The 25,797-nt window shown below is 75.0% G+C and carries 27 protein-coding genes; 12 read left to right on the top strand and 15 right to left on the bottom strand.

Features of this window, described 5'->3' with window-relative positions; translation table 11 throughout:
* The first annotated feature begins 4 nt into the window (after positions 1-4).
* On the top strand, positions 5-781 hold the full coding sequence (locus EKH77_RS04990; RefSeq protein WP_164737741.1) for a polyprenol monophosphomannose synthase: 777 nt from the start codon (positions 5-7) through the stop codon (positions 779-781).
* 79 nt (positions 782-860) lie between these two features.
* The gene (gene fxsA, locus EKH77_RS04985; protein ID WP_126913222.1) at positions 861-1,463 is read left to right on the top strand and encodes an FxsA family membrane protein; all 603 of its coding nucleotides are present in this window, start codon (positions 861-863) and stop codon (positions 1,461-1,463) included.
* A gap of 178 nt (positions 1,464-1,641) precedes the next feature.
* On the opposite strand, the gene EKH77_RS04980 is transcribed toward fxsA, so the two are convergent.
* Together EKH77_RS04980 and EKH77_RS04975 are read right to left on the bottom strand one after the other, a co-directional pair.
* A complete protein-coding gene (locus EKH77_RS04980) occupies positions 1,642-2,016 on the bottom strand; it encodes an RNA polymerase-binding protein RbpA (RefSeq protein ID WP_004948858.1) in 375 nt (124 codons plus the stop codon).
* A gap of 257 nt (positions 2,017-2,273) precedes the next feature.
* On the bottom strand, positions 2,274-3,050 hold the full coding sequence (locus EKH77_RS04975) for a YczE/YyaS/YitT family protein (RefSeq protein ID WP_397613695.1): 777 nt from the start codon (positions 3,048-3,050) through the stop codon (positions 2,274-2,276).
* Between the two features lie 30 nt (positions 3,051-3,080).
* Here EKH77_RS04975 and EKH77_RS04970 point away from each other — a divergent pair, with 30 nt between their 5' ends.
* Positions 3,081-4,586 carry a PLP-dependent aminotransferase family protein gene (locus EKH77_RS04970; protein WP_126913221.1) on the top strand — a complete coding sequence of 502 codons (1,506 nt, stop codon included), beginning with the start codon at positions 3,081-3,083 and terminating at the stop codon, positions 4,584-4,586.
* Positions 4,587-4,599: 13 nt separating this feature from the next.
* Here EKH77_RS04970 and EKH77_RS04965 read toward each other — a convergent pair whose 3' ends face one another.
* Together EKH77_RS04965 and EKH77_RS04960 are read right to left on the bottom strand one after the other, a co-directional pair.
* A complete protein-coding gene (locus tag EKH77_RS04965) occupies positions 4,600-6,129 on the bottom strand; it encodes a hypothetical protein (RefSeq protein ID WP_126913220.1) in 1,530 nt (509 codons plus the stop codon).
* Between the two features lie 18 nt (positions 6,130-6,147).
* On the bottom strand, positions 6,148-6,342 hold the full coding sequence (locus EKH77_RS04960; RefSeq protein WP_126913219.1) for a hypothetical protein: 195 nt from the start codon (positions 6,340-6,342) through the stop codon (positions 6,148-6,150).
* 105 nt (positions 6,343-6,447) lie between these two features.
* Between EKH77_RS04960 and EKH77_RS04955 the strand changes: the two genes are divergently transcribed.
* Positions 6,448-6,864 carry an ankyrin repeat domain-containing protein gene (locus EKH77_RS04955; RefSeq protein WP_126913218.1) on the top strand — a complete coding sequence of 139 codons (417 nt, stop codon included), beginning with the start codon at positions 6,448-6,450 and terminating at the stop codon, positions 6,862-6,864.
* A 73-nt stretch (positions 6,865-6,937) separates the two neighbouring features.
* On the opposite strand, the gene EKH77_RS04950 is transcribed toward EKH77_RS04955, so the two are convergent.
* From EKH77_RS04950 to EKH77_RS04935, 4 genes are read right to left on the bottom strand one after another with little or no spacing between them, the layout of a single operon-like run.
* On the bottom strand, positions 6,938-8,467 hold the full coding sequence (locus tag EKH77_RS04950; protein ID WP_126913217.1) for an ATP-dependent DNA ligase: 1,530 nt from the start codon (positions 8,465-8,467) through the stop codon (positions 6,938-6,940).
* Between the two features lie 36 nt (positions 8,468-8,503).
* A complete protein-coding gene (locus tag EKH77_RS04945) occupies positions 8,504-9,847 on the bottom strand; it encodes an FtsW/RodA/SpoVE family cell cycle protein (protein WP_397613699.1) in 1,344 nt (447 codons plus the stop codon).
* 56 nt (positions 9,848-9,903) lie between these two features.
* Positions 9,904-11,352 carry a sensor histidine kinase gene (locus EKH77_RS04940; protein ID WP_240667226.1) on the bottom strand — a complete coding sequence of 483 codons (1,449 nt, stop codon included), beginning with the start codon at positions 11,350-11,352 and terminating at the stop codon, positions 9,904-9,906.
* Positions 11,345-12,022: a response regulator transcription factor gene (locus EKH77_RS04935; RefSeq protein ID WP_126913215.1), complete on the bottom strand. Its 678-nt coding sequence runs from the start codon at positions 12,020-12,022 to the stop codon at positions 11,345-11,347. The genes EKH77_RS04940 and EKH77_RS04935 overlap by 8 nt, the downstream gene beginning before the upstream one ends.
* Before the next feature lie 170 nt (positions 12,023-12,192).
* Between EKH77_RS04935 and EKH77_RS04930 the strand changes: the two genes are divergently transcribed.
* Complete coding sequence (locus EKH77_RS04930) at positions 12,193-12,618, top strand: hypothetical protein (RefSeq protein ID WP_126913214.1); 426 nt, start codon at positions 12,193-12,195, stop codon at positions 12,616-12,618.
* A gap of 142 nt (positions 12,619-12,760) precedes the next feature.
* On the opposite strand, the gene EKH77_RS34295 is transcribed toward EKH77_RS04930, so the two are convergent.
* A complete protein-coding gene (locus tag EKH77_RS34295; protein WP_126913213.1) occupies positions 12,761-14,182 on the bottom strand; it encodes a cytochrome P450 in 1,422 nt (473 codons plus the stop codon).
* A gap of 173 nt (positions 14,183-14,355) precedes the next feature.
* Positions 14,356-15,858, bottom strand: coding sequence for a benzoylformate decarboxylase (mdlC, locus tag EKH77_RS04920; RefSeq protein WP_126913212.1), 1,503 nt, complete (start codon positions 15,856-15,858; stop codon positions 14,356-14,358).
* A gap of 209 nt (positions 15,859-16,067) precedes the next feature.
* Here mdlC and EKH77_RS04915 point away from each other — a divergent pair, with 209 nt between their 5' ends.
* A complete protein-coding gene (locus EKH77_RS04915) occupies positions 16,068-16,265 on the top strand; it encodes a hypothetical protein (RefSeq protein WP_126913211.1) in 198 nt (65 codons plus the stop codon).
* A 64-nt stretch (positions 16,266-16,329) separates the two neighbouring features.
* Here the strand turns inward: EKH77_RS04915 and EKH77_RS04910 are convergent, their stop codons facing one another.
* Positions 16,330-16,815: an SPW repeat protein gene (locus EKH77_RS04910; RefSeq protein WP_126913210.1), complete on the bottom strand. Its 486-nt coding sequence runs from the start codon at positions 16,813-16,815 to the stop codon at positions 16,330-16,332.
* 146 nt (positions 16,816-16,961) lie between these two features.
* Here EKH77_RS04910 and EKH77_RS32905 point away from each other — a divergent pair, with 146 nt between their 5' ends.
* Both EKH77_RS32905 and EKH77_RS04905 read left to right on the top strand, forming a co-directional pair.
* On the top strand, positions 16,962-17,105 hold the full coding sequence (locus tag EKH77_RS32905; RefSeq protein ID WP_164737740.1) for a hypothetical protein: 144 nt from the start codon (positions 16,962-16,964) through the stop codon (positions 17,103-17,105).
* A gap of 86 nt (positions 17,106-17,191) precedes the next feature.
* Positions 17,192-18,442, top strand: coding sequence for a glycosyltransferase family 4 protein (locus tag EKH77_RS04905; RefSeq protein WP_126913209.1), 1,251 nt, complete (start codon positions 17,192-17,194; stop codon positions 18,440-18,442).
* Here EKH77_RS04905 and EKH77_RS04900 read toward each other — a convergent pair.
* Genes EKH77_RS04900 through EKH77_RS04885 form a run of 4 tightly spaced genes read right to left on the bottom strand, consistent with a single transcriptional unit; the run spans position 18,346 to position 21,273 of the window.
* A complete protein-coding gene (locus tag EKH77_RS04900) occupies positions 18,346-19,209 on the bottom strand; it encodes a biotin-dependent carboxyltransferase family protein (RefSeq protein WP_126913208.1) in 864 nt (287 codons plus the stop codon). The two genes, EKH77_RS04905 and EKH77_RS04900, sit on opposite strands and share 97 nt — an antisense overlap.
* The gene (gene pxpB / locus EKH77_RS04895) at positions 19,206-19,868 is read right to left on the bottom strand and encodes a 5-oxoprolinase subunit PxpB (protein WP_240667225.1); all 663 of its coding nucleotides are present in this window, start codon (positions 19,866-19,868) and stop codon (positions 19,206-19,208) included. The genes EKH77_RS04900 and pxpB overlap by 4 nt, the downstream gene beginning before the upstream one ends.
* Entirely contained in the window at positions 19,865-20,623 is a 759-nt protein-coding gene (locus EKH77_RS04890) for a LamB/YcsF family protein (RefSeq protein ID WP_126913207.1), read from the bottom strand. Before EKH77_RS04890 ends, pxpB begins: the two co-directional genes overlap by 4 nt.
* Positions 20,620-21,273: a GntR family transcriptional regulator gene (locus tag EKH77_RS04885; RefSeq protein ID WP_126913206.1), complete on the bottom strand. Its 654-nt coding sequence runs from the start codon at positions 21,271-21,273 to the stop codon at positions 20,620-20,622. Before EKH77_RS04885 ends, EKH77_RS04890 begins: the two co-directional genes overlap by 4 nt.
* Positions 21,274-21,440: 167 nt before the next feature.
* On the opposite strand from EKH77_RS04885, the gene EKH77_RS04880 reads away from it, so the two are divergent.
* The 4 genes from EKH77_RS04880 (at position 21,441) to EKH77_RS04865 (ending at position 25,776) form a co-directional block, all read left to right on the top strand.
* On the top strand, positions 21,441-22,139 hold the full coding sequence (locus tag EKH77_RS04880; protein WP_126913205.1) for a DUF969 domain-containing protein: 699 nt from the start codon (positions 21,441-21,443) through the stop codon (positions 22,137-22,139).
* Complete coding sequence (locus tag EKH77_RS04875) at positions 22,136-23,104, top strand: DUF979 domain-containing protein (RefSeq protein WP_126913204.1); 969 nt, start codon at positions 22,136-22,138, stop codon at positions 23,102-23,104. The genes EKH77_RS04880 and EKH77_RS04875 overlap by 4 nt, the downstream gene beginning before the upstream one ends.
* Before the next feature lie 175 nt (positions 23,105-23,279).
* Entirely contained in the window at positions 23,280-24,821 is a 1,542-nt protein-coding gene (locus tag EKH77_RS04870) for a hypothetical protein (protein WP_126913203.1), read from the top strand.
* Positions 24,822-24,957: 136 nt separating this feature from the next.
* Positions 24,958-25,776 carry a hypothetical protein gene (locus tag EKH77_RS04865; RefSeq protein ID WP_126917882.1) on the top strand — a complete coding sequence of 273 codons (819 nt, stop codon included), beginning with the start codon at positions 24,958-24,960 and terminating at the stop codon, positions 25,774-25,776.
* Positions 25,777-25,797 lie beyond the last annotated feature (21 nt).

The following is a 25,797-nucleotide window of genomic DNA, read 5'->3' as shown; positions in this document are numbered from 1 at the left end:
AGAAGTGAACGACGGTGGTCAGCGGAGATTCGGTCCGCTCGGCACGACCTTGGTGATCATCCCGACCTACAACGAGGCGGAGAACATCAAGCCCATCGTCGCCCGGGTGCGGGAGGCCGTGCCGGAGGCGCACGTCCTCGTCGCGGACGACAACAGCCCCGACGGGACCGGCAAGCTCGCCGACGAGCTGGCCGCCGAGGACGAGCACGTCAAGGTGCTCCACCGGCAGGGCAAGGAGGGGCTCGGCGCCGCCTACCTGGCGGGCTTCCGCTGGGGTCTGGACAACGGCTACGGCGTGCTCGTGGAGATGGACGCCGACGGCTCCCACCAGCCCGAGGAGCTCCCCCGGCTGCTCACCGCGCTCAAGGGCGCCGACCTGGTGCTGGGCTCGCGCTGGGTGCCCGGCGGCCGGGTCGTGAACTGGCCGAAGTCCCGCGAGTTCCTCTCCCGGGGCGGCTCCACCTACTCCCGGCTCATGCTCGACGTGCCGATCCGCGACGTCACCGGCGGCTACCGGGCCTTCCGCCGGGAGACCCTGGAGGGGCTGGGCATGGAGGAGGTGGCCTCCCAGGGCTACTGCTTCCAGGTCGACCTCGCCTGGCGCGCGGTCAAGGCGGGCTTCCACGTGGTCGAGGTCCCCATCACCTTCGTCGAGCGCGAGCTGGGCGACAGCAAGATGAGCCGCGACATCGTCGCGGAGGCGCTGTGGCGGGTCACGTCCTGGGGCGTGGGCTCCCGGGTCGCCAAGGCGACCTCCAAGGCCCTCGGCAAGGAGCGCTGACGGTCCGTCCCGCCGGGCCCGGTAAGGGATCCATAAGCGCGCTCCGGCCGTTCGTCCGCCGTCCGGGCACACTTGAGGCATGACGTTCGGAGCGCAGCAGGAGCAGCAGCAGACGGTGAACGGCCGGCCGCCGGGGCGCGGCCGGGCCCGCAGGCTCGTCCCCCTCGGGGTGGCCGTGTGGGCGGTGCTGGAGATCTGGCTGCTGGTGCTGGTGGCGGGCGCGGCGGGCGGGCTCACCGTGTTCGCCCTGCTGGCCGGGGGAGTGATCACCGGCGCGTATGTGATCAAGCGGGCCGGGCGGCGTGCCTGGCAGCGGCTGAGCGGCTCGTTCCAGCAGGGCGCCGCCTCGCGGTCCCCGAAGGCCCCGCCGCAGGACGGTGAGGGCGGCGGGAACGGCCTGACGATGCTGGGCGGGCTGCTGCTCATGGTGCCGGGGCTGATCTCCGACGTGGCCGGGCTGCTCTGTCTCTTCCCGCCGACGAGGGCGCTGATCCGCAGGACCGCCGAGCGGAAGCTCACCGGCTACGCGGCGCAGGCGGCGCCCGGGACGCTCGGGGACGCCTTCCAGCAGGCGCAGCGGGCCAGGATGCGGCAGCCCGACGGCAAGGTCGTCCAGGGCGAGGTCATCCGCGAGGACCAGCCGCCGGCTCCCCGCCCGGACGACCCCCAGCTGCCGCGCTAGCGCTCCGCTGGGAACGCGGTCCGGTCGCTGCGGGCCGGTGGGGGCTGGTCGCGCAGTTCCCCGCGCCCCTTACGGGGCAGGTACCCGTGCATGAAAGGGCCCGGGCCACTGCTCACGCAGTGGCCCGGGCCCTTGGTCGTGCAATTTGTCGTGCGATGGAAACGCGCGGAGACCGCCGTCAGGCGGACTTACGCGTGTCCCGAGGATGCACGGCAATGTTCATGGCGCCGGAGCGCAGGACGGCCAGCCTCTCGGCCAGCACCTCCTCCAGCTCCTCGCGGGTGCGCCGCTCCATGAGCATGTCCCAGTGCGTACGCGCGGGCTTGCCCTTCTTCTCCTCGGGACCGTCGCCGTCCACCAGGAGTGCAACGGCGCCGCACGCCTTGCACTCCCACTCCGGCGGAATCTCCGCCTCTACCGAGAACGGCATCTCAAATCGATGGCCGTTCGGGCATGCGTACTCCACCGCCTGGCGCGGGGCCAGATCGATGCCGCGGTCGGTCTCGTAGCTGGTCACCACAAGTCGCGTGCCGCGAAGAGCTCGCTCACTCATGAATTCGTGCCTCCCGGGCTTGTCGCCCACAGGACAGGTGTCGCTGTCGTCGTCATCCGGTCAACGTCCGGTCGGCGGTGAAGATTCCCCGTTGAGGGACATGCGTCGCCCGTCGTGCCGCCCCTTGTTGTACCCACCAGCGCCCGTTTTGTCACATCTGGCAATAGATGTCACCCTGTGCTGTTGCCACTTGAGCGCGCAGTAACGGTCCATCCGGCGGGTCGAAGGCGTACACTACCGGCCCGCCGGATTCGTGCCTAAACCGGGTCCGGTGCGTCCTGGGTGGACCTGGCCGGATCCGGGGTTTCCGGTACCGCCGCGGAGCGCGCCACCGGTACCGTGGGCCGCCGCTCAGCGGGGGCGAAGAAGCGCAGGAAGAACTGGGCCAGGGGCCCGATGCCCACCGCGAAGAGCACCGTGCCGACGCCCACCGAACCGCCCAGCGCGAAGCCGGTCGCGAGCACGGCCACCTCGATCAGGGTCCGCACCAGCCGCACCGACCAGCCCGTCCTGCGGTGCAGCCCCGTCATCAGCCCGTCGCGCGGGCCCGGGCCGAAGCGCGGCGTGATGTACAGGCCCGTGGCCACCGCGCACAGCGCCACCGAGAACAGCAGCAGCGGAATCCGGATCCACAGCGAATGGGGGGTGGGCGTCACGCTCAGTGTGGCGTCCATCACCAGGCCGATCATCAGCACGTTCGAGACCGTGCCCAGCCCCGGGCGCTGCCGCAGCGGGATCCACAGCAGCAGCACCAGGGCGCCGATGCCGATCACCACCGTGCCGATCGACAGGCCCGTGTGCCGCGCCACGCCCTGGTTGAGCACGTCCCAGGGGGCCAGTCCCAGCCCGGCGCGCAGCTGCAGCGCGCAGCTCACCCCGTACAGCACGAGCCCGCAGTACAGCTGGACGAGACGGCGGGCCAGCCCCGGACTCCGGGACGGCGCGGAAACGGGCGCGGACAAGAGGTACCCCCCTGTGGTGGTGCGAGTGGCCTTGACGTGACAGTCTGTGGACTGGATCGAACATTGATCCATAGCCAATCCCGGAAAGGTGGACTGCACGAGATGACCCAGTGGACCTCTTCGGTGGGGGCACCGCAGCTGGCCCGCCTCCTCGGCTCACCCCACGCCCGCGACACCGTGACACCGCTCGGCGGCCGGCGCACCCCCGCCTACCGGTCCCTGGCCGACCGCGTCCGGCTCCTCGTCCTGGAGGGCCACGTCCCCGTGGCCGCGCGGCTGCCCGCCGAGCGCGAACTGGCCACCGCCCTCTCCGTCAGCCGCACCACCGTCGCCGCCGCCTACGAGGCCCTGCGCGCCGAGGGCTTCCTGGAGTCCCGGCGCGGCGCCGGCAGCTGGACCGCCGTGCCCGCCGGAAACCCGCTGCCCACCAGAGGGCTGGACCCGCTGCCGCCCGAGGCCGCCGGCTCCGTCATCGACCTCGGCTGCGCCGCCCTCACGGCCCCCGAGCCCTGGCTCACCCGTGCCGTCCAGGGCGCCCTGGAGGAGCTGCCGCCCTACGCCCACACCCACGGCGACTACCCGGCCGGCCTGCCGGCCCTCCGCCAGGCCCTCGCCGACCGCTACACGGCCCGCGGCATCCCCACGATGCCCGAGCAGATCATGGTCACCACCGGCGCGATGGGCGCCGTCGCCGCGATCTGCCGGCTGATGGCGGGGCGCGGCGAGCGGGTCGCCGTCGAGTCCCCCTCGTACGCCAACGTCCTCCAGCTCATGCGCGAGGCCGGCGTCCGGCTCGTCCCCGTGGCGATGGCCGGCGGCCTCGCCGGCTGGGACCTGGCCGCCTGGCGCCAGGTGCTGCGCGACGCCGCGCCCCGCATGGCCTACGTCATCGCCGACTTCCAGAACCCCACCGGCGCCCTCGCCCCCGAGGAGCAGCGCCGGGAGCTGGTCGAGGCGTGCCGGGCCGCCGGCACCCTGCTGGTCGCCGACGAGACCATGTCCGAGCTCGCGCTCGACCCGGACCTCGAACTGCCGCGTCCCGTCTGCGCCTTCGACCCCGCCGGCAACGCCGTCATCACCGTCGGCTCGGCCAGCAAGTCCTTCTGGGGCGGCCTGCGCATCGGCTGGGTGCGGGCCGCGCCCGAGGTGATCCGCAGCCTGGTCGCCGCCCGCGCCTACGCCGACCTCTGCACGCCTGTCCTCGACCAGCTCGCCGTCACCTGGCTGCTCAACACCGGGGGCTGGGGCGAGTCCATCGACATCAAGCGCGTCCAGACGCGGGAGAACCGCGACGCGCTCGTCGCGGCGGTCCGACGCCACCTCCCCGACTGGGAGTTCACCGTCCCGCGCGGCGGCCTCACCCTGTGGGTCCGCACCGGCGGCCTCTCCGGCTCCCGCATCGCCGAGGCGGGCGAGCGCCTGGGCGTCCGGGTGCCCTCCGGCCCCCGCTTCGGCGTCGACGGAGCGTTCGAGGGCTACGTCCGGCTGCCCTTCACCGTGAACGGTGCCGTCGCCGAAGAAGCCGCCACCCGCCTCGCCGAAGCCGCCCGCCTGGTGGCGAGCGGCGCGACGGCGGCGGTGGAGATGCCACGCACGTACGTGGCGTGACGGGCGGGAGAGCTCACCCCGTGGGCGACGCCGCCACCGGTCGCGGCAGCAACGCCAGTACCGCCTGCCGCTGCGCGTCGCCCGTCTCCTCGTCGTAGGGGTCCGGCGTCGCCGGCACCTGGAGCCGGTGCACGGGGCCCGTGCCCACCCGCGCGTAGCCGCGCCCCGGCGGCACGTGGTCGGCCGGCGTGGTGTGCGAGGGCGCGCCGAGGGCGGCCGTCACCTGCTCGGGGGCGACCGCGCCCAGGACCGCCCGCGCCCGGGTGTGGGCGAGCACCGCCTCGGCGAGCCGCCCCACGCCCTCCAGCTGTTCCCCCACCGCGACGGTGACCTGCGCCGTCCGCCCGTGCCGCAGCGGAACGGCGAGCAGATCCTGCGGATCGGGCCGCCCGTCGCGCGCCGCGAGATGGCTCAGCGCCCCGGGCCGGTCCACGACGATCCACAGCGGGCGCCGCACATCGGCGGGCAGGGCCCGCCCCTCCCGCCGGGCGCGCCCCGCGGCGAGCAGCCGCCGCTCCGTCTCGTGGGAGGCCCACTCCAGGACGGCGAGCGCGCCCGGCAGCGAGGACTCGACGGCCAGCACCCCCTCCCGCCCCTCCAGACAGGCGTACTCGCCCGCGCCCCCGCCGTCGACGACCACCACGTCGCCGTGGAGCAGCGCCTGCAGGACGACCGAGCGCAGCAGCGTCGTGACCCCCGACGACGGCTGGCCGAGTGTCAGCAGGTGCGGCTCGGTGGAGCGGGGGCCGGTGCGCCAGACGACGGGCGGCGCGTCGTACGTCTCCTCGCCGGCCGTCACGGGCACGGTCCGCAGCACGGCGGACGGGTCGGTGAAGCCCAGCACGGTCTCGCCGGGCGCGGTCACGAAGCGCTGGGCCCAGACGTCGGTGGGCAGCACGGGCAGGACGCCCAGGGCGAGGCGGTTGGCGGCCTCGTCCCAGTCGAAGCGGTACTCCGGGCCCCGGCCCGCCTTGACGTGCAGCAACTGCTCGATCCTGGCCCGCGCGCCCTCCTCGCCGTCGGTGAAGTAGCCGGGATAGCGCAGCCGGAGGGCGGTCAGCCGGCCCAGGCCGTCGAACGTGTACTCCTCGAACGCCTGCCGCCAGTCGCCGCCGGGCGCGTACAGAGGCCGGGGGTCCTGCGGGGCGGAGAAGTAGGGCACGAGTGCCTCGTAGAGCGCCTGGAGCCGGCCGCTCTCCGCCTCGCCCGGCTCCGCCGCCGCCCCCCGCGCCCCGCGCCGGTCGCGTCCCGCCCAGGCGCCCGCCGCCAGCAGGGCCGCCGTGCCCAGGGTCGGCCCGTAGGGGACGAGCGCCACGATGGCCAGGCACGAGGCCACGAGCAGCAGGGTGGGACCGCGGCGCTCCCGTGGCATGCGCCCCCAGCCGTGGCGCCCCGTGGTGGCCAGCGACCGCAGCCCTCGGGCGACGACGAGCAGCGGGTAGAGCATGTCCCGGGCGTTGTCGGCGAGGCCGCGCGCCAGCTCCCGGCCCGGGGAGGGCGCGGCGGGCCCGGTCGGGATGCGGGGCAGTGAACGCCGGCCCACGTCGCTCTCCTAGGGCTCCTAGAACTTGATGCCGCCCAGCAGGCTGGCGAGGCTCGCGCCGCCCGCCTTGATGCTCGGCGCGATGCCCGTTCCCGCGAGGTAGAAGCCGAACAGCGCGCACACGAGTCCGTGCGAGGGCTTGAGGTTGTCCTTGCGGAAGAACAGGAATACGACGACACCGAGCAGTACGACGCCCGAGATGGAGAGGATCATGGGAATCTCCTGGGAACTGGGGGCGGTCACCACAAGTTCCTCCAGCTTCACAGAAAGTATTTTTTAAGCAACTGGGGATACACCCGTACGGAGGATGACAAAACAATGACCGAGCCGACACCCGCATCCGAAGAGCCCGCGCACGACCCGGAGGTGCTCCAGCTGGCGGCCAAGGTCTTCGACCTGGCGCGGCACGGCGACACCGATACCCTGGCCGCATATGTGGACGCCGGAGTTCCGGTGAATCTGACCAATGACCGGGGCGACTCGCTGGTGATGCTCGCCGCCTATCACGGCCACGCCGCGACGGTCACCGCCCTCCTGGAGCGCGGCGCCGACGTGGACCGCCCCAACGACCGGGGCCAGACCCCGCTGGCGGGCGCGGTCTTCAAGGGGGAGAGCGAGGTCGTCCGCCTCCTCGTCGCCCACGGCGCGGACCCGGCGGCGGGCATGCCCTCGGCCGTCGACACGGCGGCCATGTTCGCCCGCCAGGACATGCTGGACCTCCTCCAGGGCAACTGACCGGACGTGCCGGCCGAGGGGGGAGGGTGACGGGCCCTCAGCACCCTCGGCCGGCACGGCTGTTGGGAAGGGATCAGGGGAGGAACCCCAGCACCGTCTCCACCGTGTCCGCCTCCTCCGCCCCCTTGTCCTCCCGGTAGCGCACAACCCGCGCGAATCTCAACGCCACGCCCTCCGGGTATCGCGGAGACCGCTGCAACCCGTCGAACGCGATCTCCACCACCAACTCCGGCCGCACCCACACCGCGAACCCGTCGTCGCTCACCGCCAGCGACCTCAGCCGGTCCGTCTGCCAGGCCAGCATCTCGTCCGTCAGCCCCTTGAACGTCTTGCCGAGCATGGCGAACGAGCCGTCCGGGCGGCGGGCACCGAGGTGGAGGTTGGACAGGAAGCCCCGGCGCCGCCCGTGTCCCCACTCGGCCGCGAGGACGACCAGGTCCAGCGTGTGCACCGGTTTGACCTTCAGCCATGCCGCGCCCCGGCGGCCCGCCACGTACGCGGCGTCCAGGGACTTGAGCATCACGCCCTCGTGGCCGCGCCGCAGGGTCTCCTCCGCGAAGTCCCGGGCCGCCGCCCGGGCGGCCGCGTCCGAGGGGTCCGCCACCACCAGCCGCCGCACCCGCAAGGGCTCGGGCACCGCCTGCGCCAGCACGGCGTGGCGTTCGGCCGTCGGCAGTGACAGCAGTTCCCTGCCCTCGACGGCCAGCACGTCAAAGAAGACCGCTGACAAGGGAAGCGCCGACCCCGCGCGGGCCGTCCGCGTCCCGATCCGGCTCGCGACGTCCTGGAACGCGTGGGGGCGGCCCGTCGCGTCCAGGGCGACGGCCTCGCCGTCCAGGACCACCGACGACACCGGCAATTCCAGCGCGGCCCCCACCAGTTCCGGCAGCCGCCCGGTGATCTCGTCCAGCGTGCGGGTGAAGACGCGGACGTCCTCGCCGTCGCGGTGCACCTGCACCCGGACCCCGTCGAGCTTCTCCTCCACCGCGCACGGCCCCAGCCGGTCCAGCGCCTCGTCGACGTCCTTCGCGCTCCGCGCCAGCATCGGCAGCACCGGCCGCCCCACCTCCAGCCGGAACTCCGCCAGCGCCGCCGGGCCCCCGGCCAGCAGCGCCCGGGCCACCGCGCCCAGCGAGCCGCCGAGCATCACCGCCCGCCGCACCTCCTCGGGCGCCGCCCCCGCCGCTGCCGCGAGGCCCTCCACGGCCAGCGCGTCCAGCGCGCCCTGCCGCAGCTCGCCGCCGATCAGCCGCAGCAGGAAGTGCTGCTCCCGTTCCGTCGCCGCCCCCAGCAGCCCGTCCAGCAGCCGTTTGCGCTCGGTCCGCGCGCCCTTGCCCGCGACGGCGGCGATCGCCGTCAGCGCCCGGTCCACGTCCCCCACGGTCAGCGAGGGCACGGCGGCCGGGGCGGGCAGGTCGCGCAGCGTGCTCCAGCCGACCCCGGTCCTGCGCTGCGGCAGCCGCCCCGCCAGATAAGGGATCACCACCGGCGCCTCGTCCGGGCCGGCGGCCCGGAACACCCCGGCCAGCACGGCGGTCTTCGCCGACCGGGAACGGGTCGCCGCGATCTCCTCCGACGCCCGCGCCACGTCGATCAGCAGCATGTCCTCATCGTGCGCCGCGGCCGTCCGCGGCGCAGGTCAGGAACCCGGCCCGGACTCCTTTCCGGCGTTGTCGCTGATCCTGATCAGCAGCGCCACCATCAGCCAGTTCGCCACCAGCGACGAACCGCTCTTCGCCAGGAACGGCAGCGCCTTGCCCGTCAGCGGGATCAGCCCCATCACCCCGCCCGCCACCACGAACACCTGCAGCGCCAGCGCCGCCGCCAGGCCCATCGACAGCAGCTTGCCGAACGGGTCGGCCGAGCGCAGCGCCGTGCTCAGCCCCCGCTGCGCCAGCAGGGCGTAGAGGACGAGGACGAACATCGTGCCGGCCATCCCCAGGTCCTCCCCGACCGTCGTGAGGATGAAGTCGCTGCGGCCCGCGAAGCCGATCAGCTCCGGGTGGCCCCGGCCCAGGCCCGCGCCCGTGACGCCGCCGCTGCCGAAGCCGAACAGCGCCTGCGCGGCCTGCGGGGAGAACGTACTGCCCGGCTCGAACGCCCCGAAGGGGTGGAGCCAGGCGTCGACCCGGCCCTTGACGTGCGGCTCCAGCGAACCGACCACCCCCGCGCCCACGACGGCCATCAGCACGCCGCACACCACCCAGCTGGTCCGCTCGGTGGCCGCGTAGAGCATCACCACGAACAGCCCGAAGAAGATCAGCGAGGTGCCCAGGTCCCGCTCCAGGACCAGTACCAGCAGGCTCAGCACCCACACCGTCAGAATCGGCCCCAGCTGCCGGCCCGGCGGCAGCCGGACGCCCAGCACCCGGCGGCCGGTCAGGGCCAGGGCGTCGCGGTGGATGACCAGATAGCCCGCGAAGAACACCGCGATCATGGTCTTGACGAACTCGCCGGGCTGGAAGGACAGCGGCCCGATGAAGATCCACCGCTTGGCGCCGTAGGTGTCCCCGGGGAAGAACGCGGGCGCCATCAGCAGCACCAGCGCCACGGCCATCGTCAGGTAGATATAGCGCTGGAGCCGGCGGTGGTCGCGCAGCACCGCCACCACCAGCACGCACAGCCCCACCCCGATCACCGTCCACATCAGCTGCCCCGAGGCGGTGGACTCGGCGTGGTAGCGCGCGCGGTAGGCCGGGTCCAGCCGGTACAGCAGCACCAGCCCGAACGCGGAGAGCAGCACCGCCAGCGGCAGGATCAGGGGATCGGCGTACGGGGCCCAGCGGCGCACCGCCAGATGCGGCACGAGCGCCAGGCAGACCATGCTCCCCGCGAACCCCGGCAGCCCGCCGGGCACGCTCCCCGTGGTCGCCAGGCCGGTGTACACATAGCCGAAACAGCTGATGAGCACGGTGAGGCCCAACAGCAGCGCCTCGGCGCGCCGGCGCCGGTACGCGGTGGCTCGTACGGTTTCCACGGTCACACCGGCCATGGTGATCGGCGGGTGCTGAAAGAAACCTGAGATTCCTGAAGGCTCGTTCAGAAGTCCCGGAAGCGGCGCTTGCCGACCGGCTCGCCCGCCTCCTCCGGCAGCGGGAAGCGCGCCACCAGGAGCGCCCCGCCGTCCGACCGCGAGTTCGTCCGCGAGTCCGTCCGTGAGTCCGCCCGGAGGTCCCCGCCGTGCGCCCGTGCGATCTCCCGGGCGATGGCCAGCCCCAGCCCGCTGCCGCCGCTCTCCCGGTCGCGCGCCGCGTCCAGCCGCACGAACCGCTCGAAGACCCGCTCCCGCTGACCGGACGGGATCCCGGGCCCGTCGTCCGCCACCTCCAGCACCGCGCACCGGCCCGCTTCCCCGTCCATGACGTACGCCCGCACGGTGACCTCCGAGGCGGCGTGCCGCAGGGCGTTGTCCACCAGGTTGGCCAGCAGCCGCTCCAGCTGGGCCGCCCGGCCGCGCAGCGGTACGGGCGCGGGGGCGTCCACCGCGACCGGCACCCGGGGCGCGGGGCGGCGGGCGGCCTCTTCGGCGGCCAGCAGCGCCAGGTCGACGGGTTCCGTCGCGCCCGGGGGCACGCGCGCGTCGAACCGGGCGAGCAGCAACAGGTCCGCCGCGACGCGCTGGAGCCGCACGGTGTCGGCCAGGGCCGCGCGCACCGACTCCGGTGTCGGCCCGCCGGGCGCGCCCAGCGCGACCTCCAGCTGGGAGCGCACGGCGGCCACGGGGTTGCGCAGCTCGTGGGAGGCGTCGGCGACGAACTGCCGCTGTCTGCCGACCGCCTGCTCCAGCCGGTCCAGGGTGGCGTTGACGGTCCGCGCCAGCCGTGCCACCTCGTCGTCCGCCGGCGGCTCCGGCACCCGCCGGTCCAGCTCGCTGGCGGTCACCGCCGCCAGCTCGGTGCGGATCCGGGTCACCGGCCGCAGCGCCAGCCCGGTGACCGCCCAGCCGAGGCCGGCGGCCAGCGCGATCAGCAGGGGAGCGGCCGCGAGCAACCCCATGGCGATGGTGTGGGTGGCGTCGTCGACGTCGCTGAGGACGGTCAGCGCGTAGACGTAGCGCTCCTCCGCGCCCGGCGGCGTGGCGCGGACGACCACCAGGTCGCCGCGCTGGCCGCCCATGGCCCGGGTCACGGTGGAGGCGGTGTCGGCACCCGGCGCGGGGCGCAGCGCGGCGAACCGGTGGGCCAGGGGCTCGGCCGACGGGCGGGTCGTGGCGATCGCCGTGCCGCGCGGGTCGAGGACGAGCACGACGTCGACGCCGTCCCGGGGCGCGGGCAGCAGCGCGGGCAGCGGCCCCGCGTCCGCCCGGGCCGCCACCTCGCGGGCGGCCAGCTCGGTGCGGCCGCTCACGTTGTCCAGCAGATTGGCGCGCAGAACCGTGTAGAGCCAGGCCCCGCCCGCCGTGAGCACCAGCGCCATCGCCAGCGCGGCCGCCGCCGCGCAGCGGCCGCGAACGGTACGGGGGGATCTCGGCGGGCGGGGCTCAGCCACCGTCGGGCGCCATGCGGTAGCCGGTGCCGTGCACGGTCAGGATGGACCGGCGGCCGAACGGCGCGTCGATCTTCCTGCGGAGCGACGAGACGTAGACCTCGACGATGTTGGGGTCCGTCCCGCCGGGGGAGTCCCACACCTCGTCGAGGACGTCCCGCTTGGCCACCGCCTGTCCCTCGGCGGCCATCAGGCAGCGCAGCACGGCCAGCTCGCGCGCGGTCAGCTCGATCTCCCGCCCGCCCCGGCGGCAGCGCCGCCCGGCCGCGTCCAGCTCCAGGTCCCCGGCCCGCAGCACGGGGCTTCCGGCCGCGCCCCGGCGGCGGCCCAGCGCCCGCAGCCGGGCGAGCAGCACCACGAAGGAGAACGGCTTGGTCAGATAGTCGTCGGCGCCCGCGTCGAGCCCCTCCGCCTCGTCGTACTCGCCGTCCCTCGCCGTCAGCATCAGCACGGGCGTCCACACGCCCAGCCGGCGCAGCCGCCCGCAGACCTCGTAGCCGTCGAGGCCCGGCAGCATCACATCCAGGATGATCACGTCGTACGGGCCCGCCAGGGCGGCCTCCAGGCCCCGGTGCCCGTCGTGGGCGACGTCCGCCCAATGCCCCTCGGTGGCCAGCCCCCGTCGCAGGGTGTCCGCGAGACCCGTCTCGTCCTCGACTATCAAGATGCGCACGCCCCAAGCCTCACATAACCGACGGGACGCAACTCCTGCACCGCCATCCGGGGTCACGGTGCGTGATGTCGCGCACACTTAGTGGAAGGGACGTAACCGGGTGGTGTCGCGGCGGGTTGACGCACCGGCACCGCAGGATCGACGACGCAGGACGGAGCAGTGGTTCAGCCATGAGCAAGCGCCAGAAGGGCCGCCGACACCGCAGGGTCAACCGCACGCCGCGCCCGGTGGGCCTCGCCCGCCCCGCCGCCCGGCCCGGCCCGAGGCCGGAGCACCGGGCGGAGACACGCCCCGAGCCCCGCACGGAAGTCCGCGCCGAGCCGCGCGCGGAGGCGCGGCCGAGGGCGGTCCCCGAGCTCGGCCGCCATGAGGCACGCACCTGGGACGGGCTGCTCGCCCGTGGCGCCGAGGGCGCCTCCGTCGACGAACTGTGCGTCGCCGTGGGCTATCAGGCGCGCACCATCCTCAAACACGTCACCGGCCTCGCCGGCCACGGCCTGGCGGAACTGCGCGAGGAGCGCTGGTACGCCACGGCCGAGGCCCTGGAGAGCGGCGACTACGGCACCGGCCGGCAGCCCGTGGCCGCCGGCCGCTGACGCGCTCCGGGCCGGGGGGATCCCGCACTCCCCCGGCCCGGGGTCTCTCTACCGTCTACCGTCACCGCCTATCGTCGCGTCCCCGAACGCGAAGCCGCGCGGCCCGGATCCGGCGTCCACGCCCACCCTCGCGTCGGCACCGTCACGCCCCCTCCGGCGTCCGGTAGGGGCGGTAGCCGACGCGCAGCCGCGCCGCGTCGAAGGCGTACGGCAGCGGCCGCTTGGGTCCCAGCCGCACCCCGGCCACGGCCAGCTCGCCGCCGCGCAGGAACTCGGCGACGAACCCCGTGGCCAGCAGCAGCGCCAGTTCCATGCCGCTGCACCGCGCCTCACCCCGGCTGAACGGGCTGACCGCCCAGTCCCGCTCGGCCGTGCCGTCCAGCCACTTCTCGGGCGCGAACCGGTGCGCGTGGTCGACGCGCTCCGCGTCCCGCGCGTGGAACGCGGCGGGCACCAGCACGTTGACGCCGCCCGGGGCCACCGCCGACCGCCAGCGGGTCTCGGCGGTGGTGCGCCGCGTCAGGTTCGCCACCGGCGGCCACAGTCGCGTCGCCTCCCGCACACAGGCCCGCAGATACGGCATCGCCAGATACCCGGGCACCGTGTGGGCGCCGTGCGCCCGGTCCGCGTTCCGCACCTCCTCGGCAGCCCGCCGGTAGTGCGCGGGGTGGGTGGCGAGCAGGGCCAGCGTCTGCACCACCGCCGCCCGCAACGGGGCCAGTGCCATGAACCAGTGCGCGACCTGCCCCTCGGGAGCCGTCTCCGGGCCCCGGGGCGCGGTCCGGAACAGCCCGCCGAGGCTGCGCGGATCGGCGTCGCACAGATAGCGGGCCTGCCGCTGCATCATCCGGCGCCGCAGCCGGCGGGTGCGCGCCGTGCGCCAGCGCCGGGCGCCCATCCAGTTGGCCTCGGCGAGCAGTTCGTCCAGCAGCCGGGAGAACTCCAGGTCGTCGGCGGCCGCGTCGCCCAGGAAGCAGCGCCGCCCCACCCGGTCCAGGCCCTCGCGCACCCGGTCGGCCGGCAGCCCGGCCTCCGCCTCCGGGCCCAGCAGCGCCCGCGCCTCCTCGCCCACCACCCGCAGGAAGTGCCCCGCGAGCCGGTGCGCCGGGCAGCCCGCGTCCAGCACCGCGTCGTTGAAGGCGCGCCGTGCCGTGCGCTGCCGGCCGTGCGAGGCGATCAGCGCCTCGGGCTGCACGGCGGCGAAGCCGCTCACCTTCTCCCAGGTGTCGACCGCGTAGATCTCCACCGGCCCGGCCAGCACCTGCCGGGCGTCCTCGGCGTCCAGCACCAGCAGCGTGGGGCCCGAGGTGCCGCGCACCACGACCGGTCCCTTGCCGTGCCGCCGGCGCAGGGCGCGCATCAGCTCCGCGCCGCGCCGGCCGTGGTCCAGCCGGGCCACGAGCCGGGCGACGCGCGGCCGGGGCCGGAAGACGCCCCGGAGGTAGTCGGGCAGGAAGTAGCCCAGCGTCAGCCGCAGGTTCTCGCCCCGGGAGGCGACCGGCAGGGCGGTGCCCGCCGCGTCCTGGACGGCCGTGGTGCCGGAGGTCTCGCTCGTCCAGGTCACGCCGGCACCTCCCCCGGCTCGATGGGGGCGGCGGGCGGCGAGGTGCTCTCCGGGGGACTTGTCACGGAAACGGGCATGATGCAGCTCCATGCGGTGGGGGGCCGGTGGAAGACGTGGTGGAGCGGCCGCGCGCGGACGGACGCCGCCGCGCGCGGCACCGGGAGCGGGACGTGTCAGAGGACGGGCGGCACGCCGGTCACGGGGGCCTCGATGAGGACGGGCCCGTCCTGGCCGGCCGTGGCGGCGCCGACCAGCTCCGCGAGGTGGGCGGGGTCCGTCGCCCGGTGCGCGGGCACCCCGTAACCGCGCGCCAGCGCGCACAGGTCGAGCCCGGGGACGTCCGGGGCGTTCGCGAAGCGGCCGAACGACCTGAGGGCCGCGTACTCGCGGCTGGCGGGGACCACGAACGTGACGGGCACCCGGTAGGCGGCCGCCGGGCCGAAGCCCCGGCCGCCGCCCGTCGCGGTCAGGAAGGAGCCGGGCCGGTCGACGCGGACGTGGTCGCGGAACGCCTGGACGGTGGAGGGCGACTCGTGGACCCACACGGTGTCGGCGGGGGCCGCGCCGGCGATGGCGGCGAGCGCGATGGACGCCGACATCGGTTCCCCGTCGGCCTCCGGGATCTCGACGGGGGCGTCGCCGGCGCGGTGCGCGGCCTCGTCGTCCACGCGCTTGTCCACCAGCTCGCACAGCAGCTCGAGGGTGGGCCGCAGCCCCGCCACGAGCGCGTCGCCGACGGGTGCCCGGGCGGCCTCGCCGGGGTCGCTGGTGAGCAGCGTCAGCTCGGTGCCCTCGGGGAGCAACGGGCCGGGGACGCAGGGGTGGTAGCGGAAGACGGGCGCGCCGGCCACCAGGACCAGATCGTGCCCGGCGAGGGTCTGCGCCAGCGGCCCGATGGCCGGGGGCAGGACGCCCTGGTAGAGCGGGTGGGTCTCCGGGAAGCCCACGCGCCCCTCGGCCGACGAGGCCCACACGGGCAGCCCGCGCCGCTCGGCGAGCGCCACGACGGCGTCCCACGCCCCCTCCGCGTCCACCGCGCCGCCCGTCACCAGCACGGGATCGACCGCCGTCATCAGCTTGCGGGCGAGCGCCTCGACCTCGGCGCGGTCCGCCTGGGCGGCCCCGCCGACCCGGCGGGCGGCGGCGTGCCGGGCGGCCCGGGCCTCGGCGGCGTCGAGTTCGACGTCGAAGTCGTCCATCGGGAGGGAGAGGAACACCGGGCCGCGCGGCGCGCTCTCGGCGATGTGGAACGCCCGGGCGAGCGCGGCCGGCACGTCCTGGGGGCGCGGCGGCTCGTAGGCCCACTTCACGGCGGGGCGCGGCAGGAGGGTGGCGTCGACGCTGGTCAGCGGCGCCTCCAAGGTCATCATGGCGCGCACCTGCTGCCCCGCCGTCACCACCATCGGCGTGCGGTTGGCGGCCGCCGTGACGATCGCCCCCATGGCGTTGCCCACCCCGGGCGCGCTGTGGAGATTGACCAGGGCCGTCCGCCCGGTGGCCTGGGCGTGGCCGTCGGCCATCCCCACGACCACGGCCTCCTGGAGACCGAGGACGTACCGGAAGTCCTCGGGGAAGTCCTGGAGGAAGGGGAGCTCGGTGGAGCCCGGGTTGCCGAACACCGTCGTCGCTCCGCGGGACCGCAACAGCTCACGAGTGGCTGCGCGTACGGTCGTCATCGCCTGGCACCTCTTGGGATCCGTGGGCCGATCGGGGGAGGGGAGCATTGCCAGTTCCCGCCCGCCGTAGCCACGACCCCGGAAGATCACCTGAGTATTCATCCGAGCGGGTGAATACGCCCTGGCCTGCGGGGTGTTGTGATCGGGCGGGTTCTAGCGTCCCCCGTATGCCAGATATGGATCAGATCATCCGACGGATTCGCAGAGACATGAACACCGAGCTGCGCAAGCGGGCGCGGCGGGCGCTCGACGGGCCGTCGGGGTGGGCCGTCTCCGGCGAGGCCGTTACGGGTGGGGGCGTCCCGGGCGAGGCGGGGGAGCCCGTCGAGGGCGCGCGCCCCGGCGCGGAGGCGGCCGCGCCCGCCGCCGCCCCCGCCGTCACCGGGCCCGCCCAGCAGGGCGAATGACGACGGCCCCGCCGTCCGGGGCAGCGGGCGGCGGGGCGTCGAGGGCGAGGGGGAAGGGCGGGGGTCAGCGGCGGCCTCCCGGGGTGCCCCTGCCGAGAGCGTCTTTGCCCAGGGTGCCCTTGACGAGGCCCATGCGGGCGCAGGCGAGGGCGACCACGCAGCACACGGCGCCGATGATGACATTGCTGACGATGGCGCGGGTGATGAAGGCGGTGACCAGGGTGTGGCCCGCGACGACCCATGGGGAGACGATCGTCCAGACGGCCAGGCCGACGGCGGCCCAGCTCATCGCGTGGGTGCGTTCGTAGGCGGAGCCAAAACCTCCGACCAGGCATGCGAAGGCTATGCCCACGATCAGATTGTTGATGGCCAGGTTGGTGGCGAAGCTGAAGCCCACAATCCATGGCGAGGCGGCCAGATAGACGCCGCTGAGGAGCGCGAGGGCCTCGACGGCCTGGGCGGCGGGAGCCGCCGTCGTCTCCTCGGAGTGGGCGCGCAGCGCCAGGATGTCGGGGTGGGTTTCGATCCGGGGCGACGTAGGGGCGGTCACGTCAGCCACCTTCTTTCCCTGAGGGTTCGGACTAGTGTCATTTTACCCCAATTACCCTTTAATTCACCTAAATGGGCGGTGTATCGGGCGAGAGAAGGGGGAAGGCTTACGGGTCAGAACCGAACGGCAGGGGGAGGCGACCCACCGTGGAAGAGTCCGCAGGAACCGAGGAGCGCACGCGCGCCCGCACGATCCCCGACGCCCCCGACAAGGCGGCACCCCCGCCCGCCGAGGACGATCCGGAGGGCGCCGAGGCCGCCGAGTCCCACATCATCCGCGGCATGGACTGAGGGACCGACCTGACGCTCACGGGACGTTTCCCGGGCGGAAAGATCCACGTGGCCCGTCGGGCGTGCGGAACGCCGACAACAGCCGTATGCGTGTCGTCATCGTCACCGAATCGTTTCCGCCCGACGTCAACGGCGTCGCGCACTGCGCCTGGCAGACCGCCCGGCACCTCGTGCTGCGCGGCCACGAACCGCTGGTCGTGGCCCCCGCCGCGCCCCGGGGCACGGAGCCCGGGGCCGGCGCGTCCGCCCCCTGCCCGGTCGTCCGCGTACGGTCCGTCCCGCTGCCCGGCTACGCGCAGGTCCGCGTCGCGCTCCCGGGCCGGCGGCTGGCCGCCGCGATCGGCGCCCACCGGCCCGACGTCGTCCACCTCGCGAGCCCCTTCGTCCTCGGCGCCCGCGCCCTGCGCGCCGCCGGGCGCCTGGGGACCCCGGCCGTCGCCGTCTACCAGACCGACCTCGCCGGCTACGCCCGGACCTACGTCGGCGCGGGCGAGACCTACGCCTGGCACCGGCTGCGGGCCATCCACGGCGCGGCCGACCGCACCCTCGCGCCCTCCGCCGCGGCCGTCCGCGACCTGGTGGCGCACGGGGTGCCCCGGATCCGGCTGTGGCGGCGCGGCGTGGACTCCGAGCGCTTCCACCCCGCCCGGCGCGACCTGGAACTGCGGCGCGCGCTCGCGCCCGGCGGCGAGCTGATCGTCGGCTACGTGGGGCGGCTCGCGCCCGAGAAGCGCGTGGAGTTACTGGCCCCCGTCTGCGCCCTGCCCGGCGTCCGCGTCGTCATCGCGGGCGACGGCCCGCACGCGGCACGGCTGCGCTCCCTGCTGCCCGGGGCGCGCTTCCTCGGCACCCGCACCGGCGACGAACTCGCCCGCGTCTTCGCCTCGCTGGACGTCTTCGTGCACACCGGCCCCCAGGAGACGTTCTGCCAGACCATCCAGGAGGCCCAGGCCAGCGGCGTCCCGGTCATCGCACCGGCGGTGGGCGGCCCCCTCGACCTCATCGACCACGCCCGGACAGGACTACTGGTCCGCCCCCGCGACCCCGAGGCCCTCCTCGACGCGGTCCTCACGCTCGAGGCCGCGCGCGGCACCCGCGACGCCTACGGGCGCGCCGGGCGCGCCACGGTCCTGACCCGCACCTGGACCGCGATCGGCGACCAGCTCCTCGACCACTACCGCGAGGTCCTCGCGGAACGGTCGGGAGGGCGGGCACCCTCCCACCACCCACGGCTGCCAGGTCACCCCCTCCGCAGGACGAAGCGGATCGGCGTCCCCGGCGGGGACTGGGCCGCGCCCGGGAGGGACGGCCCGGGGACGACGCCGATGACGGGGTAGCCCCCCGTCGTCGGGTGGTCGGCCAGGAAGACGACCGGCCGCCCATCGGGGGGCACCTGCACAGCCCCCCGCACCAGCCCCTCACTCGGCAGCTCACCGCCCCGGACCCGCGGCAGCCCCGGCCCGTCCACCCGCAGCCCGATGCGGTTGCTCGCGGACGACACCCGGAAACCGCCCCCCGCCAGCACCCCCACCGCCTCCGGCGCGAACCAGTCCGCCCGTGGCCCCGGAACGACCGGCAGGACGAGCTCGCCGAGCGGCAGCGCCCCGCACGGCACGGCGTCCACGCCCGCCGGTGCCCCGGACGGCGCCCCCAGCGGCAGCCGGGCGCCGTCGGAGAGCGGCTCCGGGCCCAGCCCCGACAGCAGGTCCCGCGACCGGCTGCCCAGCACCGGCGGCACCGCGACCCCGCCCGCGAAGGCCACGTACGAGCGCAGCCCCGCCGTGGCGGCGCCCACCTCCAGGACCGCCCCCGCCGGCACCCGCACCGGCGCGCCCCACGCCACCGGCCGCCCGCCGACCCGTACCGGGCACGGCGCGCCCGTCACGGCGACGGTCACGGCCGCGTCGGCCCGTACGGCGCAGCCGCTGAGGGTCGTCTCCAGCGTGGCGTGCTCGACGGGGTTGCCGACCAGGCGGTTGGCGAGCCGGTGGGCGGGCTCGTCGAGGGCTCCGGAACGCGGGACGCCGAGGTGGGCGTGGCCGGGCCGGCCCAGGTCCTGGACGGTGGTGAGCGCCCCGGCCCGCACGACGGTGAGAGCGTTCACGGCCGTCGCCCCCGTTCCTCGAAGCGGACCCGCGTCCCGGGCGCGAGCAGCGCCGCGGGCTCCCGTTCCGGGTCCCACAGCGCCGCGTCCGTCCGCCCGATGATCTGCCAGCCGCCGGGGGAGGAGCGCGGGTAGACGCCGGTGTACGGGCCGGCCAGCCCGACCGCGCCGGCGGGCACGGAGGTGCGCGGCGTGGCCCGGCGCGGCACGTGCAGCCGCTCCGGAAGGCCGGTGAGGTAGCCGAATCCCGGCGCGAAACCACAGAAGGCGACGCGGAATTCGATGCCGGAATGAACGCGCACCACCTCGTCCTCGCTCATCCCCCACAGCGCGGCGACCTCCGCGAGGTCGGCCCCGTCGTAGCGGACGGGCAGCACGACGAGCGGCGCGTCGGCGGCGGCGACGGGTGGTACGTCCCAGTGGGGCAGCGCGGCGGCGAGGCCGCGCGGGTCGGCGAGCCCGTCCAGCAGCACGGTCCGGGCCGCCGGCACGATCTCGCGAACGGGCGGCAGGGCGCCCGCGTCGCGGCGCCGCAGCAGTTCGGCGTGGAGGGCCTGGGCCTCCTCGGCGGTGGCGACCTCCACGAGCAGCGCGTGCCGCCCGACGGGCAGGACGCGCCGCGCACGGCCGTCGAGCGGGATGCCATCGGTGGAACTCACGCGAACGCCTCCACCGCTATGCCCGCCGTCTCGAGCGCCTCGCGCACCCGCCGGGCCAGCAGCGCCGCCCCCGGGGTGTCGCCGTGGACGCACAGCGAACGCGCCCGGACGGCGACGTCCTCACCGGTGAGCGCGGTGACGTCGGCATCCCGGGCGATACGGACGGACCGGGCGACGACCGCGTCCGCGTCGTGGACCACCGCCCCCGCGTCCCGGCGCGGCACGAGCGTGCCGCGCGCGGTGTAGGCGCGGTCGGCGAACGCCTCGGCGACGACCGGCAGTCCGGCGCGCCCGGCCGCCTCGTGCAGCCGTGACCCGGGCAGGCCCAGGACGGGCAGCGCCCCGCCCGCGCGCAGCACCCCGTTCACGACGGCCTCGGCCTGCTCGGCGTCGGTGACCACGCGGTTGTAGAGCGCGCCGTGCGGCTTCACATACGTCACGTCCGTCCCGGCGGCCCGGGCGAAGACGCGCAGCGCGCCGATCTGATAGGTGATCTCGTCGGCGAGTTCGTCCGGGGGCACGTCCATGGCACGGCGGCCGAAGCCCGCGAGGTCGCGGTAGGAGACCTGGGCCCCCACGCGCACCCCGCGCTCGGCGGCGCGCTCGCACACCCACCGCATGGTGGAGGGGTCGCCCGCGTGGAAGCCGCAGGCCACGTTGGCGCTGGTGACGACCGACAACAGGGCGTCGTCGTCGGTCAGTCGCCAGCGTCCGAAGCCCTCGCCGAGGTCGGCGTTGAGGTCCATCGGCGTCATCGGTCGGTCTCCCTCATCGCGTCGAGGACGATCGCCAGCGCGTCGTCCAGATAGGTGGTCAGCTCCGCCTCGGCGCGCTCATGGGCGCCCTCCGCCAGCAGCCGGGCGATCGAGCGGTTGCGGGCGACGAACGGTTCGTGGAAGCGCCGGGGCGAGGGCATCTCGTGGAAGGCCAGCCGCAGTTCGGCCAGCAGACGGTCCATCGCCGTGTCGACGCGGACGCTGCCGGCGAGCGCGGCGAGCGCCCGGTGGAAGCGCAGGTCCGCCGAGCCGACCCGCCGCCAGTCGCCGTCGGCGGCGGCCCGTTCGGCCTCGGCCACGGCGGCCGTGACGGCCCTTCGTGCGGCGGCCGGGGCGCCGGCGGCGGCCCGTACGCCGGCGGTCTCCAGGGCCGCCCGCATCCGGTAGATGTCCGCGACGTCGACGGGCTCCAGGACCCGGACGAACACCCCGCGGTTGAGGAGGTGGACGACGAGGTTCTCGTGGACGAGCAGCCGGAACGCCTCGCGCAGCGTGTTGCGGGACACCCCGAGCTCCCGCCCCAGCGCCTCCTCCGACAGCTGGGTGCCGGGCGGCAGTTGCCCGTCCTCGATCCGGTCGCGCAGCGCCGCGGCGGCGCGCTGGGCGCCGGAAGCGGTGTTCCGTGCCATGGACTCCCCCACGGGCTCGACGGATATCCGGTTCGGCGGCGCCTGTTCACCGACCGATTCGGCTGATTCGGCGTCACCTATTGAGGATTGTTGAACAATATCTTAGCGTCCTCCGCAGTCGCCTCACCTGATCGAGTGAGGTCCGAGAATGCGGAAGGCCCCCACGCATGCTCGTACTCCTGGGCGTCCTCGTGGTCGTGGCGGGCTTCGCCACGAGACGCAACCCCCTGCTGGTGGTCGGCGCGGCCGGCATCGTCACCGGACTGCTGGGCGGGTTGTCGCCGCAGCGGATCCTCGCCGACTTCGGCACCGGCTTCGCCTCCAGCCGCGCGGTGACCGTCTTCGTCATCACCCTCCCCGTCATCGGCCTGCTGGAGCGCCACGGCCTCCAGGAGCGGGCCCGGCACCTGATAGGCCGTTTCGCCGGGCTCACCGCCGGCCGCTTCCTCGCCCTCTACCTCCTGCTGCGGCAGCTGACTGCGGCCCTCGGGCTCAACGGCGTCTTCGGGCAGGCCCAGACCGTCCGCCCGCTCGCCGCGCCCATGGCGGAGGGCGCGGCCGAGCGCCGCCACGGGCCGCTGTCCGCCGGCGCGCGGGAGAAGGTGCGCTCGTACGCCGCCAGCGCCGACAACGTCGGCCTCTTCTTCGGCGAGGACGTCTTCCTCGCCGTCGGCTCGATCCTGCTGATCACCGGATTCGTCAACACCACCTACCACACCCGGCTGGAGCCGCTGGACCTCGCGCTGTGGGCCGTGCCCACCGCGCTGTGCGCCCTCGCCGTCCACGGCTGGCGGCTGCTGCGCCTGGACCGCGCCCTCGCGCACCCGCCGATATCCCACAGGGAACCGGAGGGCGCGGCCAAGTGATCAAGGCGGAGTGGTTCTACTGGCTCGTCGGCGGCGTCCTCCTGGCGATGTCCGCCCAGATGCTCGCCGACCGCACCAACCCCCGGCGCCTGGGCACCGCCGCCTTCTGGGGCCTGCTCGGCGCGGGCTTCTGCTACGGCACCTGGGTGGCCGACGGCAGCGCCCCACCCGAACCGCTGGGCGCCGCCGTCCTCGTCATGGCCTGCCTGGCCGGCTTCGGCCTCACCGGCCGGGGTACGCCCCGCACCGCCGGCCCCGAGCGGCGGGCGGCCGGCGCTCGGCGGCACGGCAACGCGCTCTTCGTGCCCGCCCTCGCCATTCCCGCCGTCGCCCTGGTGTGCGCGGTCGGGCTGAAGCGACTGTCCGTCGGCGGGCAGCCGGTCCTCCAGAAGGGCAGCGAGACGGTCCTGGGGCTGGGCGTCGGCGCCGTCGTCGCGCTCGTCCTCGGCATGGTGATGCTGCGTGAGCGGCGGCTGTCCGTACCGCTGCACGCGGGGCGCTCGATGCTGGAGTCCGCGGGCTGGGCCATGCTGCTGCCACAGATGCTCGCCACGCTCGGCGCCATCTTCGCCGACGCGGGCGTCGGCAAGCAGGTGGGCCGCCTCACCGCGGCCGTCCTGCCGGAGGGCTCGGTGTTCCTCGCGGTCGTCGTCTACTGCTGCGGCATGTTCCTCTTCACCGCCGTCATGGGCAACGGCTTCGCGGCCTTCCCCGTGATGACCGCCGCCGTCGGCTGGCCGGTCCTCGTGGAGCAGGCGCACGGGAACGCCGCCGCCGTCCTCGCCGTCGGCATGCTCGCGGGCTTCTGCGGCGCGCTGGTCACCCCCATGGCGGCGAACTACAACCTGATCCCGGCCGCCCTCCTGGAGCTGACGGACCAGTACGGGCCCATCAAGGCCCAGCTGCCCACGGCGTTCGTCCTGCTCGGCTGCAATATAGGCATCATGTCCGTTTTCGCGGTCTGACCGGCGGTGGGCGGTAGGTGGTAGACGGTCTGGCGGGCGGTACACCGTCTGACGGACGCAGCCGGAGGGCCGCCGTCCGCCTCTGTCGGGCCCCGCCCTAGACTGGTGGGCCCGCGGCCGGGCGACCCCCGTGCCGTTTCGTCCGTTGTCGGTGCGACCGCCTACTCTGTGCGACGTGACTTCTGCAGCCCCGGCGGCCGTTCCGCCCCAGCTCAACGGGCCTTCCCGGCCGGCCCCGGGCCCGGCCGCCGACGAGGGCCTGGCCCGCCGGCTGCGCGCGCTCGCCTGCACCGCGCCGCTGCACGACCTCGACGTGCGCAAGGCCAACCTCGCGGGGGAGTTCGGCGTCTACGCCATGGCGGAGGTGGCGCTGGCCGCCATCGACCTCGTCACGCTCAACATGGACTTCGACACCGGGGCCGACCACGAGCAGATAGTGGCCAGGCTCCAGCCCCGCGTCGCCGCGCAGGCCCCCGAGCGGCCGGCCGCCGAGCACGAGCGCGTCGCCCGCTGGGTCCTGGAGAACCTCATCAACGTCGGCAGCGTCGACCGGGGCTTCCGCGCCGTCTACGGCACGTTCGGCGCCGACGGCGCGTACGTCAGGCGGGACTACGACTTCAAGCTCGTCGAGGAGGTCCCCGGGCCCGGCGGCACGGTCTTCCTGCGCACCACCGACGAGGCCGTCAACGTCCTGGTCGGCGCCCTCGACACGGACGTCACCAGCGCGCAGATCGCCGCCGAGGTCAAGCTGGAGGTCCTCATCAGCCGGGGCCGGCTCGCCGACGCCCAGCTCGCCGCCGAGCAGGCCCGCTACCGCACCGTGCAGTACGCGGAGACCCTCCGCAAGACCCTCGACGCCACCCGGCGCAACGTCCGCGCCGTCGACTGGCTCCAGGCCGTCCCCGACATGATTGCCGAGGCGCTCGACCACGTCGCCGACCGCTACCGCCACGAGAACGCGATCCTCACCAACATCCGCAAGGCGCGCGACGAGGCCGAGGCCGCCGTCGACCCGAAGACGGCCGAGCACAAGCGGCGCGCCGCCGAGCTCGTCGACATCGTCAAGGACTGCATCCGCCGGCACACCCAGCTCCAGTCCCGCCTCCTGGAGGCCGGGCCGCTCTTCCGCGCCGAGCAGGACCGGCAGGCCTTCGCCACCCCCGCCGCCCACGCCGGCCTCGACCTCTACGGCCAGCTCCTGGCCCCCGTGCTGCGGCTGCCCCTGGAGCGGGCGGGCCGGGTCACCGACGCCTTCTTCGCCCGGGGCACGGGCCTGCGCGTCCCGGCCTCGGTACGGGTCGGCGACCTCGTCGAGATGCTGCTGACGCCGCCCGTCGAGCGCGAGCACCTGGGCGCGGAGATGCCCGAGCCGGACCTGGTCGAGACGCCCGACGACAGCCGCTTCAGCGAGGAGCAGCTGGCGAGCGCCCTGGAGCTGCTCGACCTGCCCGCCGACGCGCCGCGCCGCCTCTCCGGCCTGCTCGCCGAGGCCCGCCGCCGCGACCCCGAACTGCCCTACCTCGTCGCCCTCCTGGCCGTCCACGCCGCCAGCCCCTCCGTCGGCACGGCCTACCGCCAGGGGGAGCAGTCCCTGCTCTTCGCCGTCGACGACGGCACGCCGCTCGACGACCCCGAGTTCGGCGGCGCCGACCTCATCGTCGGCAAGGCCCTCCTGGACGCGGCGAGCATGGCGGCGGACCGCGCGGAGGCGTCGTGAGCCTCTCGGGCGGCGAGCGAACCCCACCCCCATGGACCCCCAGCAGGAGCAAGCGAACGTGACTGAGTACGACGCCGAGGCCCCGGCCGAAGAGCCCGGCACCGGCGAACCCCCCGCGGCGAGCGGCACCGCCCAGGTGACCCCCGCCGACGCCGCCGACGCCGCCCGCCTCATCGCCTTCGGCCTCCAGCCCAAGCTCCAGCCCGCCCGCGACGCCGAGTACGCCGACCTGCTGCGCCGGCACCGCGACGACCCCGCGTTCGCGCGCCTCGCCGACGCCGTGGCCGCCGGGCTCGGGCTCGTCGTGCTGGAGGTCTCCACCCGCGCCGGCATGGCCGTCACCGCCGCCGAGGACTCCGTCTTCGCCGTCCGCATGGGCGACTACGCCCGCCGGGCCACCGTCGACTCCGGCGACCGCTTCCTCCACGGCCTCGCCCACCTCGCCGTCGCGGCCATGGCCTTCCCCCGCCCCGAGGACCTCGCCGACGACGGCTACATCGGCCGCGTCACCGTCAACGGCATCGACGCGTTCGTCCGCCAGGCGTGCCGCCGGCTGGAGGAGCGGGCCGCCGAGCAGGGCGAGAACACCGACCCCACCAGCGACGCCCCCGGCCTGGAGGCCGCCTGGCGGGTCTACGCGCGCCGCAGCGCCACCGGCGCCACCAAGGACGCCCGCCGCCTCGCCGGGTCCACCACCGGCATCATCGCCAAGGCCGTCGCCTTCCTCGTCGACTCCGGCTTCCTCCAGCGCACCGGCGACGACGCGGGCGGCGCCTTCCGCACCACCGCCCGCTACCAGCTCCAGGTCCGCGACATGGCCGGCACCGCCGCCATGGCCGAGCTGCTGGAGCTGGGCGTCGTCCCCGTCGGGGACGGCACCCCCACCCTGCTCCCGCCGGACGACACCGACGACCTCGAACTGGTCGCCGACGCGGGCCTGCCCTTCCACGCGTAGCCGCCGAACCGCCCCAACCGT

It is taken from the genome of Streptomyces luteoverticillatus (genome assembly GCF_003970715.1).
GTDB lineage: Bacteria > Actinomycetota > Actinomycetes > Streptomycetales > Streptomycetaceae > Streptomyces > Streptomyces abikoensis.
Note: the sequence above shows the minus strand (reverse complement) of the source record. Positions and strands in the feature narration are given on the sequence as shown.

Excerpts from the sequence above, each read along its gene's own strand:
- EKH77_RS04905 (WP_126913209.1), top strand. The coding sequence starts at position 17,192 with ATGCGTGTCGTCATCGTCACCGAATCGTTTCCGCCCGACGTCAACGGC.
- EKH77_RS04955 (WP_126913218.1), top strand. The coding sequence starts at position 6,448 with ATGACCGAGCCGACACCCGCATCCGAAGAGCCCGCGCACGACCCGGAG.
- EKH77_RS04915 (WP_126913211.1), top strand. The coding sequence starts at position 16,068 with ATGAACACCGAGCTGCGCAAGCGGGCGCGGCGGGCGCTCGACGGGCCG.
- EKH77_RS04975 (WP_397613695.1), bottom strand. The coding sequence starts at position 3,050 with ATGGATCAATGTTCGATCCAGTCCACAGACTGTCACGTCAAGGCCACT.
- EKH77_RS04960 (WP_126913219.1), bottom strand. The coding sequence starts at position 6,342 with ATGATCCTCTCCATCTCGGGCGTCGTACTGCTCGGTGTCGTCGTATTC.
- EKH77_RS04880 (WP_126913205.1), top strand. The coding sequence starts at position 21,441 with ATGCTCGTACTCCTGGGCGTCCTCGTGGTCGTGGCGGGCTTCGCCACG.
- EKH77_RS04980 (WP_004948858.1), bottom strand. The coding sequence starts at position 2,016 with ATGAGTGAGCGAGCTCTTCGCGGCACGCGACTTGTGGTGACCAGCTAC.
- mdlC (WP_126913212.1), bottom strand. The coding sequence starts at position 15,858 with ATGACGACCGTACGCGCAGCCACTCGTGAGCTGTTGCGGTCCCGCGGA.
- fxsA (WP_126913222.1), top strand. The coding sequence starts at position 861 with ATGACGTTCGGAGCGCAGCAGGAGCAGCAGCAGACGGTGAACGGCCGG.
- EKH77_RS04885 (WP_126913206.1), bottom strand. The coding sequence starts at position 21,273 with ATGGCACGGAACACCGCTTCCGGCGCCCAGCGCGCCGCCGCGGCGCTG.
- EKH77_RS04930 (WP_126913214.1), top strand. The coding sequence starts at position 12,193 with ATGAGCAAGCGCCAGAAGGGCCGCCGACACCGCAGGGTCAACCGCACG.
- EKH77_RS04950 (WP_126913217.1), bottom strand. The coding sequence starts at position 8,467 with ATGCTGCTGATCGACGTGGCGCGGGCGTCGGAGGAGATCGCGGCGACC.
- EKH77_RS04970 (WP_126913221.1), top strand. The coding sequence starts at position 3,081 with ATGACCCAGTGGACCTCTTCGGTGGGGGCACCGCAGCTGGCCCGCCTC.
- EKH77_RS04890 (WP_126913207.1), bottom strand. The coding sequence starts at position 20,623 with ATGACGCCGATGGACCTCAACGCCGACCTCGGCGAGGGCTTCGGACGC.